Annotated in this window: 13 protein-coding genes; 11 read left to right on the top strand and 2 right to left on the bottom strand. The window is 46.5% G+C overall.

What is annotated here, in order from left to right:
* The first annotated feature begins 5 nt into the window (after positions 1–5).
* The 5 genes from KO512_RS00800 (at position 6) to thiO (ending at position 7,916) form a co-directional block, all read left to right on the top strand.
* Positions 6–1,088 carry a PilW family protein gene (locus KO512_RS00800; protein ID WP_215950468.1) on the top strand — a complete coding sequence of 361 codons (1,083 nt, stop codon included), beginning with the start codon at positions 6–8 and terminating at the stop codon, positions 1,086–1,088.
* A gap of 4 nt (positions 1,089–1,092) precedes the next feature.
* Positions 1,093–1,587, top strand: a complete 495-nt coding sequence (locus KO512_RS00795) for a pilus assembly PilX family protein (RefSeq protein ID WP_215950433.1) — start codon at positions 1,093–1,095, stop codon at positions 1,585–1,587.
* Between the two features lie 11 nt (positions 1,588–1,598).
* Positions 1,599–6,281 (top strand): PilC/PilY family type IV pilus protein, encoded by a 4,683-nt coding sequence (locus KO512_RS00790; RefSeq protein ID WP_215950432.1) that lies wholly within the window; start codon positions 1,599–1,601, stop codon positions 6,279–6,281.
* 1 nt (position 6,282) lies between these two features.
* Positions 6,283–6,738, top strand: coding sequence for a type IV pilin protein (locus KO512_RS20265; protein ID WP_303493357.1), 456 nt, complete (start codon positions 6,283–6,285; stop codon positions 6,736–6,738).
* An 86-nt stretch (positions 6,739–6,824) separates the two neighbouring features.
* Complete coding sequence (gene thiO, locus KO512_RS00780) at positions 6,825–7,916, top strand: glycine oxidase ThiO (protein WP_215950431.1); 1,092 nt, start codon at positions 6,825–6,827, stop codon at positions 7,914–7,916.
* Positions 7,917–7,965: 49 nt separating this feature from the next.
* On the opposite strand, the gene nadE is transcribed toward thiO, so the two are convergent.
* Positions 7,966–8,799 (bottom strand): ammonia-dependent NAD(+) synthetase, encoded by an 834-nt coding sequence (nadE, locus tag KO512_RS00775; RefSeq protein ID WP_215950430.1) that lies wholly within the window; start codon positions 8,797–8,799, stop codon positions 7,966–7,968.
* A gap of 162 nt (positions 8,800–8,961) precedes the next feature.
* Positions 8,962–9,891, bottom strand: a complete 930-nt coding sequence (locus KO512_RS00770) for an outer membrane protein assembly factor BamD (protein WP_215950429.1) — start codon at positions 9,889–9,891, stop codon at positions 8,962–8,964.
* A 186-nt stretch (positions 9,892–10,077) separates the two neighbouring features.
* Between KO512_RS00770 and rluD the strand changes: the two genes are divergently transcribed.
* The 6 genes from rluD to clpB all read left to right on the top strand — a co-directional run bounded on the left by rluD (position 10,078) and on the right by clpB (position 16,929).
* Positions 10,078–11,046, top strand: a complete 969-nt coding sequence (gene rluD, locus KO512_RS00765) for a 23S rRNA pseudouridine(1911/1915/1917) synthase RluD (RefSeq protein WP_215950428.1) — start codon at positions 10,078–10,080, stop codon at positions 11,044–11,046.
* A complete protein-coding gene (pgeF, locus tag KO512_RS00760; RefSeq protein WP_215950427.1) occupies positions 11,043–11,768 on the top strand; it encodes a peptidoglycan editing factor PgeF in 726 nt (241 codons plus the stop codon). The genes rluD and pgeF overlap by 4 nt, the downstream gene beginning before the upstream one ends.
* An 87-nt stretch (positions 11,769–11,855) precedes the next feature.
* Positions 11,856–12,083 carry a FeoA family protein gene (locus KO512_RS00755; RefSeq protein WP_215950426.1) on the top strand — a complete coding sequence of 76 codons (228 nt, stop codon included), beginning with the start codon at positions 11,856–11,858 and terminating at the stop codon, positions 12,081–12,083.
* Complete coding sequence (gene feoB, locus KO512_RS00750; RefSeq protein WP_215950425.1) at positions 12,083–14,035, top strand: ferrous iron transport protein B; 1,953 nt, start codon at positions 12,083–12,085, stop codon at positions 14,033–14,035. The genes KO512_RS00755 and feoB overlap by 1 nt, the downstream gene beginning before the upstream one ends.
* Positions 14,036–14,048: 13 nt before the next feature.
* Positions 14,049–14,204 carry a FeoB-associated Cys-rich membrane protein gene (locus KO512_RS00745; RefSeq protein WP_215950424.1) on the top strand — a complete coding sequence of 52 codons (156 nt, stop codon included), beginning with the start codon at positions 14,049–14,051 and terminating at the stop codon, positions 14,202–14,204.
* A 148-nt stretch (positions 14,205–14,352) separates the two neighbouring features.
* Positions 14,353–16,929, top strand: coding sequence for an ATP-dependent chaperone ClpB (gene clpB / locus KO512_RS00740; protein ID WP_215950423.1), 2,577 nt, complete (start codon positions 14,353–14,355; stop codon positions 16,927–16,929).
* Positions 16,930–17,524 lie beyond the last annotated feature (595 nt).

The following is a 17,524-nucleotide window of genomic DNA, read 5'->3' as shown; positions in this document are numbered from 1 at the left end:
ACAGAATGAAAGCATCAGAGCGTTGCTACGGTTTTTCATTAGTAGAGTTAATGGTCAGTTTGGCGATTAGCTTGTTTTTGATTTTGGGTATTTTTCAGATTTATATTAGTGCCAATAACACTGATCGAACAGGTCAGGCGTTAGCGAAAGTTCAGGGAAACGGACGATTTGCGTTGAGTTATTTGATGAGGGATTTACGCTTGACGGGTTATCAGGGGTGTATTGACCTAGATACTATGGCTGTTTCTGTTGTGGCTAAAGATGATGATATCAATGTGGATATTATTCCATTGCAGGGTTTTGTTGTGGATGCATCGGGAAATTGGAGCCCTGCAAAACCGGCTGAAGATGATGAATTGGATATTGATGGTGCGCCAGCTAATGCTTCGGATGTGATCTACATTCAACATGCTTCTCCAATCTTTACTGAAGTAACTTGTCCAGGAGATGTTTGTGCAAAAGGTTCTGCACTTCCAATCGATGATTTAGATGAGGATATATCTAAGGGCGATATGGTTATTGTTACTGATTGTGATAGTGCTGATATGTTCAGAGTGACAAACGATCCGACTTCTCAGTCACCGGGAAATTACTCTTTAGCGCATAGTGGTAGCGCATGGAATAAAACCAGTGACTTAAGCATTGATTATGAAGAAACGGTTAGTAAGCAGGTCAGGGTGATGACGTTTAAGGCTAATGCCTATTATGTAAAAGATACGGGTAGAGATAGCTCATCTGGAGATGATATTTTTGCTTTGTTTCGGTATGACCGTCAGAAGAAAGCTGAGTTTGAAATAGTCGAAGGAATTGAAAGGTTAAAGGTGCTCTACGGAGAGGAATTGTCATCAGGAAATCTACGTTTTGTGTCTGCTGATGATGCTAATTTGGATATGGACAATGTTAAGGCGATTCGTATCTCTGTGCTGGCCGTCTCAAATGAGAGAGTCAAAAAGTTTGACGATAAAGTTAATTATGATCTCGTTGGGACAACTGTTCAGCCAAGTACGGTATCAGGGGCGGCAATAACGTATGCCCAAGATCGGCGTTTACGCAGGGCATTTACGGCAACGATACAGTTAAGAAACTAGGTTTATGATGATTAACGATAAATATAGGCAGATGTACTGGAAGCGGCAACAGGGTGTCGTGCTAGTGGTTACCCTGTTGGCAATTGTGGCTGTTACGGTGTTAGTTACGGCTACATTGCTAACCTCAACGGCTGAAGAAAAAATGGCTTTTAATGCTCAAGTGACTAATCAGACCTTCCAGGCTGCCGATAGTGCGTTGAATGAAGTGATAGAAACTGATGATGCGATGTATGAAGCGATTGATGCGGGTGTCGGTGGTAGCTCTGATGTAAGACGTTTTGATCTGGGTATTAACCGGTTAAATTCTGAAAGTGTAATGACTTACCAAGGAAAAGGGATACCTGTTGGTACCTCTTTGAGTTCTGCAATAACCTACAAGTTTGAAGTCTCTGGCCGTGGTTATGTAGATGATAATGATTCGTATGGTGATTCTGATGATGAAGCAGCAACGGAGTTGCTTCAGGGTATGTATCGAATCTCTTATGTAACAGAAGATTAAGGCAGATCCTGATGAATATGAATAACTCAATGAGAAGTTTCTGTTTAGGCATTTTGGGCACACTGTTTACCATGACCCCTGTCTGGGCAGACGATACTGAGATTTTTTTTGGTGGCACAACTAATATTAGTGTACGGCCCAATGTGCTTTTTATTTTGGATACGTCTGGTTCTATGGGGAGTACCGATGGTACGGGATCTACGCGGCTCGACCGGATGAAAGATGCGTTAGGGACGATCATTAATAGCGCTCAGGACATCAACGTAGGCTTGATGCGGTTTAGTAACCCAGGCGGCGCTGTCATTTATCCCGTCACCTATATTGATGAGTCCATTAGCAGTACAACCGGTGGTGCTCTATCTGGCGTTGCTGAAGCGACGGTCAGTAGCGGGTCCAATGATGCTGAAGAACAATCCGGAGGTACCGTTGTTCTGGATAACGAGGCGCTTAGCCTGATGACGCAAGCATCCGTCAATATATCAGGAACTATTGATGTCCAGATAAACCATGATGATGATGACGCCGAAGAGCGAGTAAGCAATTCACAAATGACTCTAGGAAGTAGTGATCTAGAATTAATGCGTGACGGTGGTAATTACAATAAGCGTCAATTAGTGGGTTTGAGATTTAATAATGTTGATATTCCGAAGGATGCAACAATTACTGCAGCGTCTATAGAATTTGAAGTTGATCAAAAGCGTTCGGGTAATGTCTACATTGATATCTATGGGGAAGACTCTTCATTTCCAGAACGATATTCGACATCAAAGGGAGACATTAGTGATAGGACTAAAGTGTCCGGTGAGAAGGTTAATTGGAATTTCACAAGCAACCCAAACAAAAATAACGCCTTAGAATCCACAGACATATCAAACATCGTTCAGCATATCGTTAACCGTTCGGATTGGGCGGCTATGAACTCAATGGCGTTTATTCTCGAAGAAGACCCTTCTGATGGTAATAATAATTATCGAGAGTTAGAGTCTCATGATGGTGAAAGTGATGCTGCGCCTATTTTGCATGTAACTTATGAGTATTCTGTCTCGTCTGTTAATAATAGTGTGGTTGGCTTGCGATTCGAGGGCTTGATGATCCCTCAGGGCGCTGACATCACATCTGCAACCTTAAGCTTGGTATCTGCGACTGACAGTGGTGCTTCAACATCTTTATCTCTTTATGCTGAGGATGCTGATAACAGCGCTGAATTTACAACCGCGAACAGTGATTTGAGTGATCGAGATACAACATCAAGCTCGGTTTCTTGGACGCCTACGAGCTGGGATGAAGGTGAATCATATCAAGCACCAGACCTGGCTAATGTGATTGAAGAGGTGGTCGAGCGATCAGGGTGGTGTGGTGGTAATGACCTGTCGTTATTAATAGAGGGCTCAGGGGCGCGGTTTGCCAAGTCATTTGATCTGAGTAGCACTGAGTCTGCGGTTCTAAGTGTCGAGTATGATGTCGACTCCGTCGATGACGATGCCTGTATGGTGAATGAGTACAGTGTCATGATCGATTCAGAAGATGATGATGTTGAAGAGTTTTCTAACGGCTACCTCCTTACTAATTCAACGGACCTTGACCTGATTAATGATAGTTATTACAACAGTGGTAATCAGACAATAGGCTTACGTTTCAATAATATTCAGTTAAATGAAGATGCTCAGATCGCCTCGGCATATATAGAGTTTGCGGCAACAGGGGGAGGAGACTCTGGATCAGTGGAGCTGGTGATTGAAGCCGAAAACGTTGATGATGCTTCGGCTTTCTCCAATTCGAATAAACCTTCTTCTCGTAGCACGCTAAACGATACGGTGTCTTGGGTTATTGATTCTACATGGGACGCTGAAAATGAAATACATCGCACCCCTGATCTTTCAGATCTGATGGAGCAGGTTGTTGCTCGTAGCGGCTGGGAGGCAGGGAACAGCATTGTCTTTACGATTTCGGGTACGGGGGGGAGACGATCGGCGTATTCTTATGACGGGTCAACTCTCGCGCCAAAGCTTGTATATTTAGCCCAAGAGACAGATGTGCCGGTTAGCAATAATACCGTCCGCACAACCATGATCGATATCATTAATGAGATGGAGCAAACGGGTAACACGCCGATAGTTGAAACACTCTATGAAGCAGCGCTTTATTATCGAGGTGAGGGGGTCGACTACGGTAAACAACGAGGTGTTTATCGACGAGCGAAAGATCGAGTTTCTCATCCATTATCATATACCGGAGGGACGTTAGTTCAGCCGGCGGGTTGTACGGCTGACAATCTGAGTTCTAGTTACTGTGAAGATGAAGAGATAACAGGGAATCCTGTTTACACATCGCCTATAACCGAATCATGTCAAGCTAACTATATTGTTATGTTGACCGATGGCAACCCAGTTGGGAGTTTTGATCAAACTAAGATTAAAGAAATGATGGGCTATGGCGATTCCGATAGTTGTAATGGCAGTGGCGCGTACGCCTGTGGACATGACTTGGTGGCGTATCTAAATAATAATGATCAGCTGGCATCCATGGGCGATGATCAAACGGTGAAAACATTTACCATTGGTTTTAACTTCTCCAGTGATTGGATGCAGGAGATGGCGGTTGAAGGTGGCGGCAGTTTTCATGAGGCTAGCTCATCGGCTGATCTCGTTGATGCTTTCGATGCCATTATTAAATCGATTAAAGCAACCGATAGTACCTATGTAGCACCGAGTGTCACCTCTAATCAGTTCAATCGTTTTAGCCATAGGGATGACATTTATTATTCTCTCTTTAAGCCACAGGAAACTGCCCAGTGGGTAGGGAATTTGAAAAAGTATCGTTTAGCCGGTAATCCTGCTCAGGTTGTTGATGCTGATGGTAATGCAGCGGTTGATGATACAACCGGCTTTTTTAAGGATGATGCTCGGAGTGAATGGTCGGCTACTGCTGATGGTAATAGTGTAGAAAATGGAGGTATGGCAAGCAGATTGCCAGCACCAGAGACCCGTAGGATTTATACATACCTTGGCAGCCAGCCGGTGCTTAATGATGGTACTGAGCTGTTATCAGCTTACCCATTAAATAGTAGCAATACAGATATCACTCGTGACCTTTTGGATATACCTAGCCAGTCCTCATCTTATCGAAGTGGATTGTTAAACTGGGTTATTGGATTTGAGGGCGATGGTGTAACACCTCGCTATGCGATTGGAGACCCTCTTCATTCTAGTCCTGTGCTGATGACGTATGACTCCGATAGTGATGCACAAACATATGATAGTACGATTTTTATAGGTACCAACGAAGGCTTTATTCATGCGGTTGATACGGATACTGGGGAAGAGGTCTTTTCGTTTATACCGGAAGAGTTATTAGGCAATCTTGATACTTACTATAGTAATGAGATTGTGTCTCCTCGCCCTTATGGTATGGATGGGGATATTACTCTTTGGAGTAACGATGAGAATAACGATGGTGATTATTTTGATGATGATGATTTTGTTTATCTTTATGCTGGAATGCGACGAGGAGGGCGCAGCTACTATGCATTAGATGTGAGTGATCGGGCTGCGCCTAAGATGTTATGGCAAATTAAAGGAGGAAGCTCCGGAACAACAGGCTTTGCTGAGTTAGGGCAAACTTGGTCAGCACCGAAAAAGCTTCAGATTCGGTTCGATAATGAGGTACATGATGTATTGTTATTTGCCGGTGGTTATGACGAAAATCAGGATAATGTAAATGTGCGTACCGCGGATACTATGGGGCGTGCGATTTATATGGTGAATGCTGAAGATGGCAGTTTGTTTTGGTCTGCAGGTAGCGATAATTCCTATAATTTAGAGCTAACGGATATGCGTTATAGTCTCCCATCCGATATTAATATCGTGGATATTGATGGTGATGGCTTAACTGATCAGTTCTATGTGGGGGATATGGGAGGGCAGGTTTGGCGCTTTGATATCAATCAGTCTAATGTTAGTGATAAAACTGATTTGGTTAATGGAGGCGTAATTGCCGATTTAGCGGGAGATACTGCGGCTTCTAACCGTCGTTTTTATTATCCTCCTGACCTGTCCATAAATGTTACTGGTTCGAATCGGTACATGGGGGTAGCGATAGGGTCTGGCTATAGAGCGCACCCTTTAAATGAAGCCATCGAAGATAGATTTTATTTAATTAAGCAGTTTACTGATATTTATACTGCCCCGACCAGCTATACCAAGCTTGCAGAATCTGATTTATATGATGCAACGCTTAACTTGATCACAGAAGGGAATAGTACAGAAAGAGAAGATGCAACAGTGGGGCTGAGCAACTCTGATACTAACCGAAGTCAGGGGTGGTATATCAAAATGACTAATACCGGTGAAAAAGTATTGGCGGAAAGTCTAACGATTAATGGCCAAATATTGTTCACTACATATGAACCAGCGGCACCTAGTGTGTCAACCTGCCAACCCGCTAACGGTATTGCTAGAGTTTATATTGTAGGTGTATCTGATGCGACTCCACAGGGAGACTTGGATGAAGATGATGATGTGGATAAGCAAGATAGGGTCGTAACGTTGACGCATGGTAATATTCCGTCGCAACCCACGGTTGTGGATACAGTCGATAGTGATCCAACGATTATGGTTGGTACTGAGTCAGTACCTGAGGTCAATACAGGACAGGGTGTTGTTAAGACTTATTGGTTTGAGAAGGAGTCTGATTAAGGTGGCAGCTTATAGTAAAGGTTTTACGCTAATCGAGCTGATGATTACGATAGCTATTATTGGTATTTTGGCTTCTATTGCTTACCCTAGTTATATGAGTTACATCGTAGATGGCCGTCGAACGGATGCTCAGGAAGCTATGTTAAGCTTTGCCAATGCAATGGAGCGTCATAAAACTGAGACGATGTCTTATATTGGGGCGGCAGATGGTGGTGCAGATACGGGTGTGCCGAATGGGGTAGTTTTTCCTTCGCAAGCGCCAGTTGATAGCGCTAATAAGTTTTATAATCTAACAATTGTTTCTTCTAGTTCGTTAGCTTATACGCTGAGAGCGACTCCTATTGCAGGTACATCGCAGGCGACTGATGGGTATCTGGAAATCACATCTACAGGTTTGAGACGTTGGGATCAGAATAATGATGGGGATACTTCAGATGCAGATGAAACCAGTTGGTAATTCTCAGATATCGTCATAAAAATACGCGCCTTAGGCGCGTTTTTTTATATACTCTTTTCTCTTTGTACAAACCATAAGGCTTAGAGATGTCTGACTACCTGATTGTTGGGGCAGGCGTGATCGGAATGCTGACGGCCAGAGAACTGGCTCAGTCGGGTGCGAGTGTCACGCTTGTGGAGATGAATAACTGTGCACAGGAAGCGTCGTGGGCGGGAGGAGGGATTGTCTCGCCGCTGTATCCTTGGCGTTATTCTGATCCAGTTACGGCTTTAGCGACGTGGTCGCAGACCAGTTATATTCACCTCTCACAGCAACTGTTGGAAGAAACGGGTTTAGACCCTGAACTGCGCCTTAAAGGGATGTTTATGGTGGGGGTGGATGATGAGGATGAAGCATTGGCTTGGGGGCGTAAATATCAAAAGCCCATGGAGCGGGTTGGTCGTGATTTTCTTTATCAGAAAGAGCCTAATTTAGCACCTGGCTGTGAATCCGCGCTGTGGATGCCTGAAGTGGGCAGTATTCGCAACCCTCGCTTAGGTCGTTCTTTGCGCCGTAGCATGGAGATGACCCCTAATATTAATTTAGTGGAACAGAGCCGAGTGCAGCACTTAGTGGTTGAGAATGAAACCATTACCGGTGTGCAGTTGGCTGACCGAGTATTGCAGGGTGACACCGTGGTGGTTGCTGCAGGTGCTTGGAGTGGCGAACTGCTAAAACCATTGAATATCGAGTTGCCCGTTGAGCCAGTTAAAGGTCAGATGATGATCTTTAACGCGAAGGTTGGCTTGATTAATCGCGTTGTCTTGATGGAAAACCGATACCTAATCCCTCGTAATGATGGACGTATTCTGGTGGGCAGCACACTCGAGCGTGTTGGGTTTGATAAACAGGCCACCGATGAGATCAGGCAGTCGCTCTATCAAACGGCGCTAAATATCTGCCCTGCATTAGAACACTATGAGCTAGAACGTCATTGGGCGGGATTAAGACCCGGTTCTCCAGAGGGGATACCCTATATTGGTGCCGTACCGGGATATCGCAACCTGTATATTAATGCGGGTCACTTCAGAAATGGTTTGGTGCTGGCCCCAGCATCGACCCGCTTACTAGGAGATATCTTGCTTCAACGGCAGCCCGTTATCGACCCCGAACCCTATAAAATGGTGGGTCGGGTATGATTTTGCGGTAAAGCGGTGATATAAGAAAGGCCTCGCGAGAGGCCTTTTTTTAATCGTAAATGGTTGGTACCGGTTGTCGTTTATGTTCCGTGCGACAGTAAATACCGATTAGTTTTTCTTCCACTTCTGGGCTCACCGGTTTGCCTTCTAGAAAGTCGTCTATCTGGTCATAACTTAGGCCCAATGCGGCTTCGTCAGCTTTTTGCGGTGTATCGCACTCGAGATCGGCGGTCGGCGTTTTATGAATCAGTTGCGCTGGCGCCCCAAGCGCTTCAGCCAAGGCGCGCACTTGGCGTTTGCTGAGGCCAAATAGAGGCGCTAAGTCACAAGCACCATCGCCATGTTTTGTGTAAAAGCCGGTAATGTTTTCGGCAGAATGATCGGTACCCAGCACGAGGCCTCCCAACAGACCGGCTATTTCATACTGAATAGCCATACGGATACGGGCTTTTACATTCCCCTTGGAAAAGTCGATGTGGGCAGGACTCCCCGCCTCAATACCCGCCTCACTGAGTGCGGCTAATGTGGCTGAGTGAACGCCGTCAGCGCCGGGTTGAACATTGGCAGTTAGGCTAGCAGAGGGTGAGATAAAGGCCACTGCTGCTTGGGCATCCTCTTCATCCTGCTGTGTGTTGTAGGGTAATCGCACCGCGATGAATCGATAATCGTTGCTGTTACTTTCCTGATTCAGTTGCTTAATCGACAGTTGAGCGAGACGGCCGCAGGTGGTGGAATCGACGCCGCCGCTAATGCCTAGCACGAGGTGCTTGCAACCGCTGGCCAGCAGGGTGCGTTTAATAAAATCTATTCGTCGATCGATCTCTACTACGGTATCGATTTGTGGCTTAACCTGCATTGCGGCAACAATTGAAGCTCTGTCCATTATCAACTCTCATGGTCTTTATGTGGGTCTACTCGTTATTCTATGTGAAAATCTGGGAGGCTGTGAAGTGCTTTTATGTGCCGCTGATTATTTGCACTATGAGTGGGCATAAATAGGCCATAAAAAAGGCGCCGATTGGCGCCTTGAACAGAAAAAGTGCGATTATTTATCGGCTTCGTCGTCGTTATCGAATGCACCGAAAGTTAGACGGCTAAACCAAGAACGTTCCTGCTGATCGGTTGGCTTGCTTTGAGGCTGCTGTACTGTGCGAGGGGTTTCGTCGCTTCCGAGTAGACCAAAGGTTGCAGTGCTCAGTAGGGATTCTTTTTTCGCCAGCTGTATATTGGACTGATAACCGGGGAAGTTAGCATCTAGAACCGCCTGTGAGTCCGCCGCTAAGTCGGTCATGCCTAGTTCATTGTACGCGAGTACCATCACAGACAGTGCGTCAGGCACGGCAGGTGTTTGCTGATAGTGCTCAACCACGTATCGACCACGGTTTGCCGCAGCAACCCAAGCTTCACGTTTTACGTAGTAGCGAGCGACATGCATCTCGTGAGTGGCCAAACGGTTTTTGAGATAGGTCATCCGTTTTTGCGCGTCGGGTGCGTACTGGCTGTTAGGGAAGCGAGACACTAACTGCTGGAAGCTTTGGAATGAGTCCAGTGCACTGCCTGGGTCTCGTTGCGTTTCATCGATCGGTAGATACTTTTCGAAGAAAGTACGGTCTTTCTCGAACGCAGTGAGGCCTTTGAGGTAGAGGGCGTAGTCTAGATTTTCATGATTCGGGTTCAGACGGATAAAACGATCCGCTGTTGATCTTGCGGCATCCGACTCATAATTTTTGTGATAGGCGTAGATCAGCTCTAGTTGTGCCTGGTCGGAGAAACGACCAAAGGGGTAACGAGCTTCCAGTAGTTGCAGTTTTTCAACTGCGGCCACATAGTTTTCGCTCTCAAGCATATCAAGAGCTTCTTGATAGAGTTGTTGTTCTGGTACATCTGGGGCCTCTTTTTCGTCACCACCAAACCATGAACAGCCTGATGCTATCAGGGTGATCGAAACAATCGCGAGCAACTTTGCCAGGCGCATAAACATTTATCCTGCTATAAGTGAGAGTTTCCCGTTAGTTAACAGCGGCTACTGCTCGTTTCGGGTATACTGTGCAAAATTAATTCGGCCTATTTAACCATAACCGAATGGCAAGCCAAAGCGTCTCCGCGTTTTCCTTGCAATAAAGCCCATATTTTCTTAATTTTTCCGAGAGTTAGATAAAACATGACTGAGAAGGTTCAACTTAGCGCAACAGTATCTGATGATCTGATTGGCAAGCGGTTAGATCAGGCTGTCGCCGAACTTTTCCCCGAGTACTCCCGTTCACGGCTACAGGGCTGGATTAAGGATGGGTTTTTAACCGTCGACGGCAAGGTAAAACGACCCAGAGATAAACTGATGGGTGGTGAGCAGCTAGAGGTCTCAGCCGAGCTGGATGTGATTGATCAGTATAAAGCGGTCGAGATGCCGCTGGATATCGTTTATGAAGACGATGATATTATGATCATCAATAAACCCGCTAACTTGGTTGTTCATCCGGCGGCCGGCCATTGGGAAGATACGCTGCTCAATGGTTTGTTACATTACTGCCCAGATATCGCGCAGGTGCCACGGGCCGGTATTGTGCACCGTTTGGATATGGATACCACGGGTTTGATGGTAGTGGCCAAGACAATTCAAGCGCAGACAGAGTTGGTTTCCCAGCTGCAGGATCGTTCGATGGGGCGTGAATATGAAGCGGTTGTGGCCGGGGTGATGACCGGTGGTGGCACGGTTGATGAAGCATTGGGCCGGCATTCGCGTAATCGACAAAAGATGGCGGTGGTGGGCTTAGGCAAAGAAGCGGTTACTCACTATCGTGTATTAACGAAGTTTCGCGCCCATACCCATATTCGTTTAAAACTTGAAACGGGTCGGACGCATCAGATTCGGGTACACATGTCCCATATTAACTATCCATTGGTTGGCGATCAGCTCTATGGCGGCCGCTTCCGCTTGCCAAAGGGCGTCACGCCACAGCTTCTTAGTAAGTTGAAGGAGTTTCAGCGCCAAGCGTTGCATGCAAAACGTTTAGAGCTGTTTCATCCGGCAACCGGTGAGTTGATGTCGTGGGAGGTTGACCTGCCAGAGGATATGCAGCGGTTATTAAGCCGCCTCAAGAAAGACGCTGCAAATCATGAGACCGACCTGTGAGATTAATTACTGCTGATTGGTCGGCGCCGGATCATATCAAGGCGTTTACCACCACCCGCTTGGGTGGCTGCAGTGAAGGGATTTATGGCTCATTTAACTTGGGTGATCATGTCGAAGATGCAGCGGCTCACGTAGCGGCTAATCGCGCATTGCTATGTGAACAGCATCAATGGGTGAAATCACTGCAGTGGTTATCGCAAGTACACGGTACCGTATTGGTTAAAGCGGCTGAGCAAGGTGTTGTAGAAGCCGATGCCTGTTGGACGGATGATGTTGGTCAGCCCTGTATTGTGATGACCGCAGATTGTTTGCCGGTTTTCTTTAGTGATAAAGATGGCAGTCGAGTAGCAGTGGCTCACGCAGGTTGGCGCGGACTTGTTGATGGGGTGCTGGAACAGACCTTATCTGTATTCGCCAATCCCTCAGAGGTGCAAGTTTGGTTAGGTCCCGCTATCGGACCGCTTGCTTTCGAGGTTGGTGATGAAGTTCGAGAGCAGTTTTGTCATGTTATCGCTGCATCTAGTGATGCATTTACTGCGACCTCCACTCCTCATAAGTGGATGGCCGATATCTATCAACTCGCTCGGTTGCGACTGTATGCGGCGGGCGTACAGCGTATTACGGGTGGGGATTACTGTACCTTTAGTCAATCCGAGTTGTTCTACTCCTATCGCCGCGACGGTGTAACAGGACGTATGGCCAGCGTGATCTGGATCGCCTGATCTGAATCAATGGAAATCTGGCGTAAGCACTTGATCCATCTTGAGTAGAGGTTGATAATGGTTCTCATTAACCTTTGAGGTGTTTCGATGACGCTTATCGAACTAAAATCCCGCCAACAAGCCCGAATTAAAACGATTGCAGGGCCCGAAGCTTTACGTCAGCGGCTCGTTGCATTGGGCGTTCTAAAAGGTTTAAAAGTCTCTGTTGCCGCCACTTCTTTACTGGGTAATCCCCGAGTCTATGCCATCGGTAAACAACAGATATGCTTGCGTAGTAAAGAAGCAAGCCATATCGAGGTGGAGTTACAGCTCTGATGTCTGACAATCAATCCTACACCATCGCTCTGATCGGTAATCCTAATTGCGGCAAAACTTCACTCTTTAATCAATTGACCGGCGCTCGGCAACGAACCGGTAATATGGCTGGAGTGACTGTTACCAGCCGTGAAGGTCATAAAGAGTGGCGTGGTATTGATTTTCATTTTATCGATCTGCCGGGCATCTACTCACTCGCAAATAGCCGGGTAGAGGAGATGGTCGCCCGTGACTATCTAATTAATACGCCACCAGACCTGATTCTGAATGTGGTTGATGCTAATAACCTAGCTCGAAACCTCGCCTTAACGACCCAAGTATTAGAACAGGGGCTGCCGGTAGTGATTGCCCTCAATATGCTGGATGAGCTTGAGAAGCAGGGCGGTAGTGTTGATCTGATAGAACTAGGTCTTGGCTTGGCTAAGCCGGTGATGGCGAGTGATGGTCGTAGCAATGGTCATATCCCCGAGTTAATGGATCTATTGCTGGATAATATTGATCAGCCGAGTGAGCCTTTGGCGATTACCTATGAGCCGCATGTTGAAGAGGCTATCTGCTCACTAGAAGCGGTAGGACTGAGCCGTTGGCAGGCGATTCGATGGTTAGAGTCCGGCGGAGAAAGCGTCGAGCTGGTTAATGATGAGCAGCGGAAGGTAGGGCAGCAAGCACTTGATTTACTCAGTAGCCGTCATGATGAATCGTTGGCTGAAATGATCGCCGAGGGGCGTTATGGCTATATTCATGGTTTGTTACATAAAAGCAGTAGTGAGCATAAGGATCAGTCCCCAGCGGACCACTGGCTCGACCGGTTGACGTTGAATCGCTGGTTGGGCATGCCGATCTTTGTTTTTTTGCTCTGGGTAATGTTCGAAGCGACCTTTACCTTGGGTAGTTATCCGGCTGATTGGATTGATGCGGGAGTGAGTTGGATAGGGCAGCAAGTTGGCGCGTTTATGCCGCCTTCTCTGTTAAAAAACTTAATAGTCGAGGGGTTAATTGCAGGGGTTGGCGGGGTTCTGGTGTTTTTGCCCAACGTGGTGCTGCTGTTTTTCTTCATCGCCTTGTTAGAGCAGAGCGGATATATGGCCCGTGCCGCATTTCTAACCGACAATTTGATGAGTAAGGTCGGCCTGCATGGCAAGGCGTTTGTGCCGCTGGTAATGGGATTTGGGTGTAATGTGCCAGCTATTATGTCGGCCCGAACGATTGAAGAGCCGCGAGCCCGCTTGATTACCATCTTAATTAATCCATTTATGAGCTGTTCTGCTCGGTTACCGGTCTATGTGTTGTTGGCGGGGATCTTCTTTGCCGACCATGCCGGTACCGTATTATTTGGCTTATATATGTTGGGTATTTTGGTGGCTTTTACGATTGCCGCATTATTAGCAAGAACAATTACCTCGCATCATGATGAGACCTTTATTATGGAGTTACCGCCATGGCGACTTCCTTCTGGACGGTCGATGCTACTGCATGTCTGGGATAAAGCATCTGACTTCTTGCGAAAAATTGGTGGGGTTATTTTGGTCGGTTCAATTTTGATCTGGCTACTACAGAGCTTCCCGATGGAAGGGATGTCATGGTTAGAGCAGTTAGGACGTTTCGTTGCGCCGCTGTTTGCGCCGATGGGTTTTGGCTGGCAGGAAACAGTTGCGTTGCTGTCTGGATTTATTGCTAAAGAAGTCATTGCTGCATCGCTGGTGGTGGTGTATCAAACAGATATGAATGATATGGCAGGGCTGCAGGCGGCACTGGGTGCTGCCTTGGCACCAGCTTCGGGGTTGGCGCTGATGGTCTTTACGTTACTGTATATGCCTTGTCTTGCCACTATCGCGACTATTCGCCGAGAAACGGGGAGTTGGCGCTGGGCTGGTGTGTCGATCTTAATGGGGCTGGTCTTGGCTTGGACGGGCGCTTGGTTGGTGTACACCTTAGCGACGTTATGGCTATAGTAAGAGGTGACTTATGACACTGTTTGATTGGATCGTTCTGATTGCCGTGATTGTGCTGCTGGGGATATGGTTTGGCCGTTACCTTTATCGCACCTTTAGTCGCAAATGTAGCAGCACCGGTTGTAGCAATTGCTCCGGTTGCAGCCGCTCTAAAAAGAAAGACCTATAAAAATAGAGGAATATATATCAGTCTTTTCTTATATAGGCTTGAATTCCTCTTGATCTACCCGCATTTACTTAAGTAAGAGTAAGACAACCCGCCATCAGCTTTAATCAAAGCGCACAATGGGTAGGGTGAAATTCATTAGGAGGGAGCCATGCAACCCGAACGTTTTACGAGTAAATTACAGTCAGCCCTAGCGGATGCCCAATCTTTAGCCGTGGGCAAAGATCATAACTATATAGAACCGGTTCATCTGCTGTTGGCGCTGCTGGATCAACAAGGGGGTTCTATAAAGCCTTTGTTAGCCAAATCAGGAGCTGATGTTAATCAACTTCTCTCATCAGCACAGAAGCTGTTTAGTGATCTGCCGCAAGTGACGAATAGTGATGGGGAAGTTCGCTTTTCGCCTGCGATGGGTAAGTTGTTTAATCTTACTGACAAGCTCGCGCAGCAGCGGGGCGATCAATATATCGCCAGTGAGTTATTCCTGTTGGCGATGTTAGAAGATAAAAGTGGTGTGGGTAAGCTACTTAAAGCTGCCGCAGTGACTAAACAGCAATTAGAACAGGCGATTACGCAGATGCGAGGGGGTGATAACGTGAATGATCCAAATGCAGAAGAAAACCGGCAAGCACTAGATAAATTTACTGTTGATCTTACCGAGCAGGCTGAGTCCGGTAAATTAGATCCTGTTATTGGCCGGGATGATGAAATCCGCCGGACTATTCAGGTGTTGCAACGTCGGACTAAAAACAACCCCGTTTTGATTGGTGAGCCGGGTGTTGGTAAAACAGCGATTGTGGAAGGCTTAGCGCAACGAATTATTAACGGTGAAGTGCCTGAAGGCCTGAAGAATAAAAAAGTTCTTTCATTGGATATGGGGGCATTGATTGCTGGGGCTAAGTTTAGAGGTGAATTTGAAGAGCGACTCAAGTCTGTTCTGAATGAGTTATCTAAGCAGGAAGGTCAGGTCATTCTCTTTATTGATGAGCTGCATACCATGGTTGGCGCCGGTAAAGGCGAAGGCTCAATGGATGCCGGTAATATGCTCAAGCCAGCACTGGCGCGTGGTGAGTTACACTGCGTAGGTGCGACAACCTTGGATGAGTATCGTCAGTATGTTGAAAAAGATGCGGCTCTAGAGCGTCGTTTTCAAAAAGTGCTGGTGAATGAGCCAAGTGAAGAAGATACCATCGCTATTTTGCGGGGGTTGAAAGAGCGTTATGAGATTCACCACGGAGTGGATATCACCGACTCTGCGATTATAGCTGCGGCTAAATTGTCACAGCGTTATATCACGGATCGGCAATTGCCAGATAAAGCGATCGACTTAATCGATGAGGCTGGTAGTCGTATTCGTATGGAGATCGACTCTAAACCCGAGAGTTTGGATCGTCTTGAACGTCGTTTGATTCAGTTAAAAATGGAACGCGAAGCGCTCAAAAAAGAGAAAGATCAGGCCGCCATTAAACGGTTGGAAGAGTTGCAAGCGAATATTGAATCGATAGAAAAAGAGTATTCCGATCTTGAAGAGGTCTGGAAGGCTGAGAAGGTCATGCTTCAAGGCTCCCAGCAAATTAAAGAAAAATTAGATCAGGCGCGGACTGAGTTGGAACAAGCGACTCGTTCTGGTGATTTAAGCCGTATGTCTGAACTGCAATATGGCGTAATTCCAGAGCTTGAAAAGCAATTGCAGGCCGCCGCAGACGTTGAGGATCAGCCACAAAAATACCAATTGTTAAGAAATCGCGTTGGTGAAGAAGAGGTTGCGGAGGTTGTTTCTCGCTGGACAGGGATTCCTGTTTCTAAAATGCTGGAAGGTGAGCGTGAAAAACTGCTGCGCATGGAAGATGCTTTGCATAAACAAGTAATTGGTCAGCATGAAGCGGTACGAGCTGTTTCCAATGCGGTACGTCGGTCACGTGCGGGATTGTCAGATCCTAATCGGCCAAACGGTTCTTTCTTGTTCCTTGGGCCAACGGGTGTTGGTAAAACTGAGCTTTGTAAAGCATTGGCTGGTTTCTTGTTCGATACGGAAGATGCGATGGTGCGGATCGATATGTCAGAGTTTATGGAGAAACACTCCGTTGCTCGACTGATTGGTGCACCTCCTGGGTATGTTGGTTATGAGGAAGGCGGTTATCTAACGGAGGCTGTACGTCGTAAACCCTATTCCGTCTTGTTGTTGGATGAGGTAGAAAAAGCGCATCCTGATGTTTTCAATATACTGTTACAGGTATTGGAAGATGGGCGTTTGACTGATGGCCAAGGGCGTACGGTAGATTTCCGTAATACCATTGTTGTGATGACTTCAAACTTAGGCTCTGATTTGATTCAGAACTTTAGTGATGATGACGATTATGATCTGATGCAGAGTGCCGTCATGGAAGTCGTCGGAAATCATTTCCGTCCAGAGGTAATTAACCGGATTGATGAAGTAGTGGTTTTCCATAGTCTACGAAAAGAGCAGGTAAGAGGAATCGCTGAGATCCAATTAAACCGTCTACGTGATCGGTTGACTGAGCGAGAGTTGACCTTAACCTTGACATCAACTGCTATGGATAAGCTGGTGGATGTTGGCTTTGAGCCTATCTATGGTGCACGTCCTCTGAAACGGGCTATCCAGCAATGGATAGAAAACCCATTGGCGCAGGAGCTGCTTGCGGGTAAATATCTACCGGGATCAGAGATTGGAGTCGACGTCGAAGCAGGGAAATTTATTTTTCGGTGAGAAGCTATAGCTAGGCGCTTTCCTAGCTAAACGGGAAAAGTTATAAAAAAAACCGCCTTACGGCGGTTTTTGTGTTCCTGTAGGAACCCTTTCTAAGGGCGGTAGGTTATTGTCTTGGTCTTGATTTCTTAACCACAACAAGTTGTGAAGTGGCGATCTAGTGGCTCATTGTTAAAAGTTAGCTGCTTTTCATTAAATTGACACTTTTTCGTGCTGCCTCTGTTGACTCACTGGCTGTGCGGTGTAGAATGCGCCTCCTCGCTTGAGACAGCCACCGGAAACGGTCGCTGAAACAGGCAGAGCTGTTCGATTAACCCATTGAAAGCACGGCGTTTAACGCAAGCTTTTAACAGCGGAAAGTTGAATAGGAAGTCGCCGACTTCATTTGAGAATTTGCTAAAAATTCTTAAATAAAATGGTTGACTTCATCAGGGTGTTGAGTAAAATACGCACCTCGCTTGAGACGACAGCCCAAACGGCTGAACGTTGAAAGCAACGCTCTTTAACAGATAGATCAGATAATTCGTGTGGGCGCTTGTTGAGATGAAGCACAAAAGCTTTATCAAAGTAAGCGACACATAAGTAAATTCATGAA

Origin of the sequence: Amphritea atlantica, from assembly GCF_018860855.1 — a bacterium.
Classification (GTDB): Bacteria; Pseudomonadota; Gammaproteobacteria; order Pseudomonadales; family Balneatricaceae; genus Amphritea; species Amphritea atlantica_A.
The sequence above is the reverse complement of the archived record's forward strand: the minus strand, read 5'-3'. Positions and strand labels throughout refer to the sequence as shown.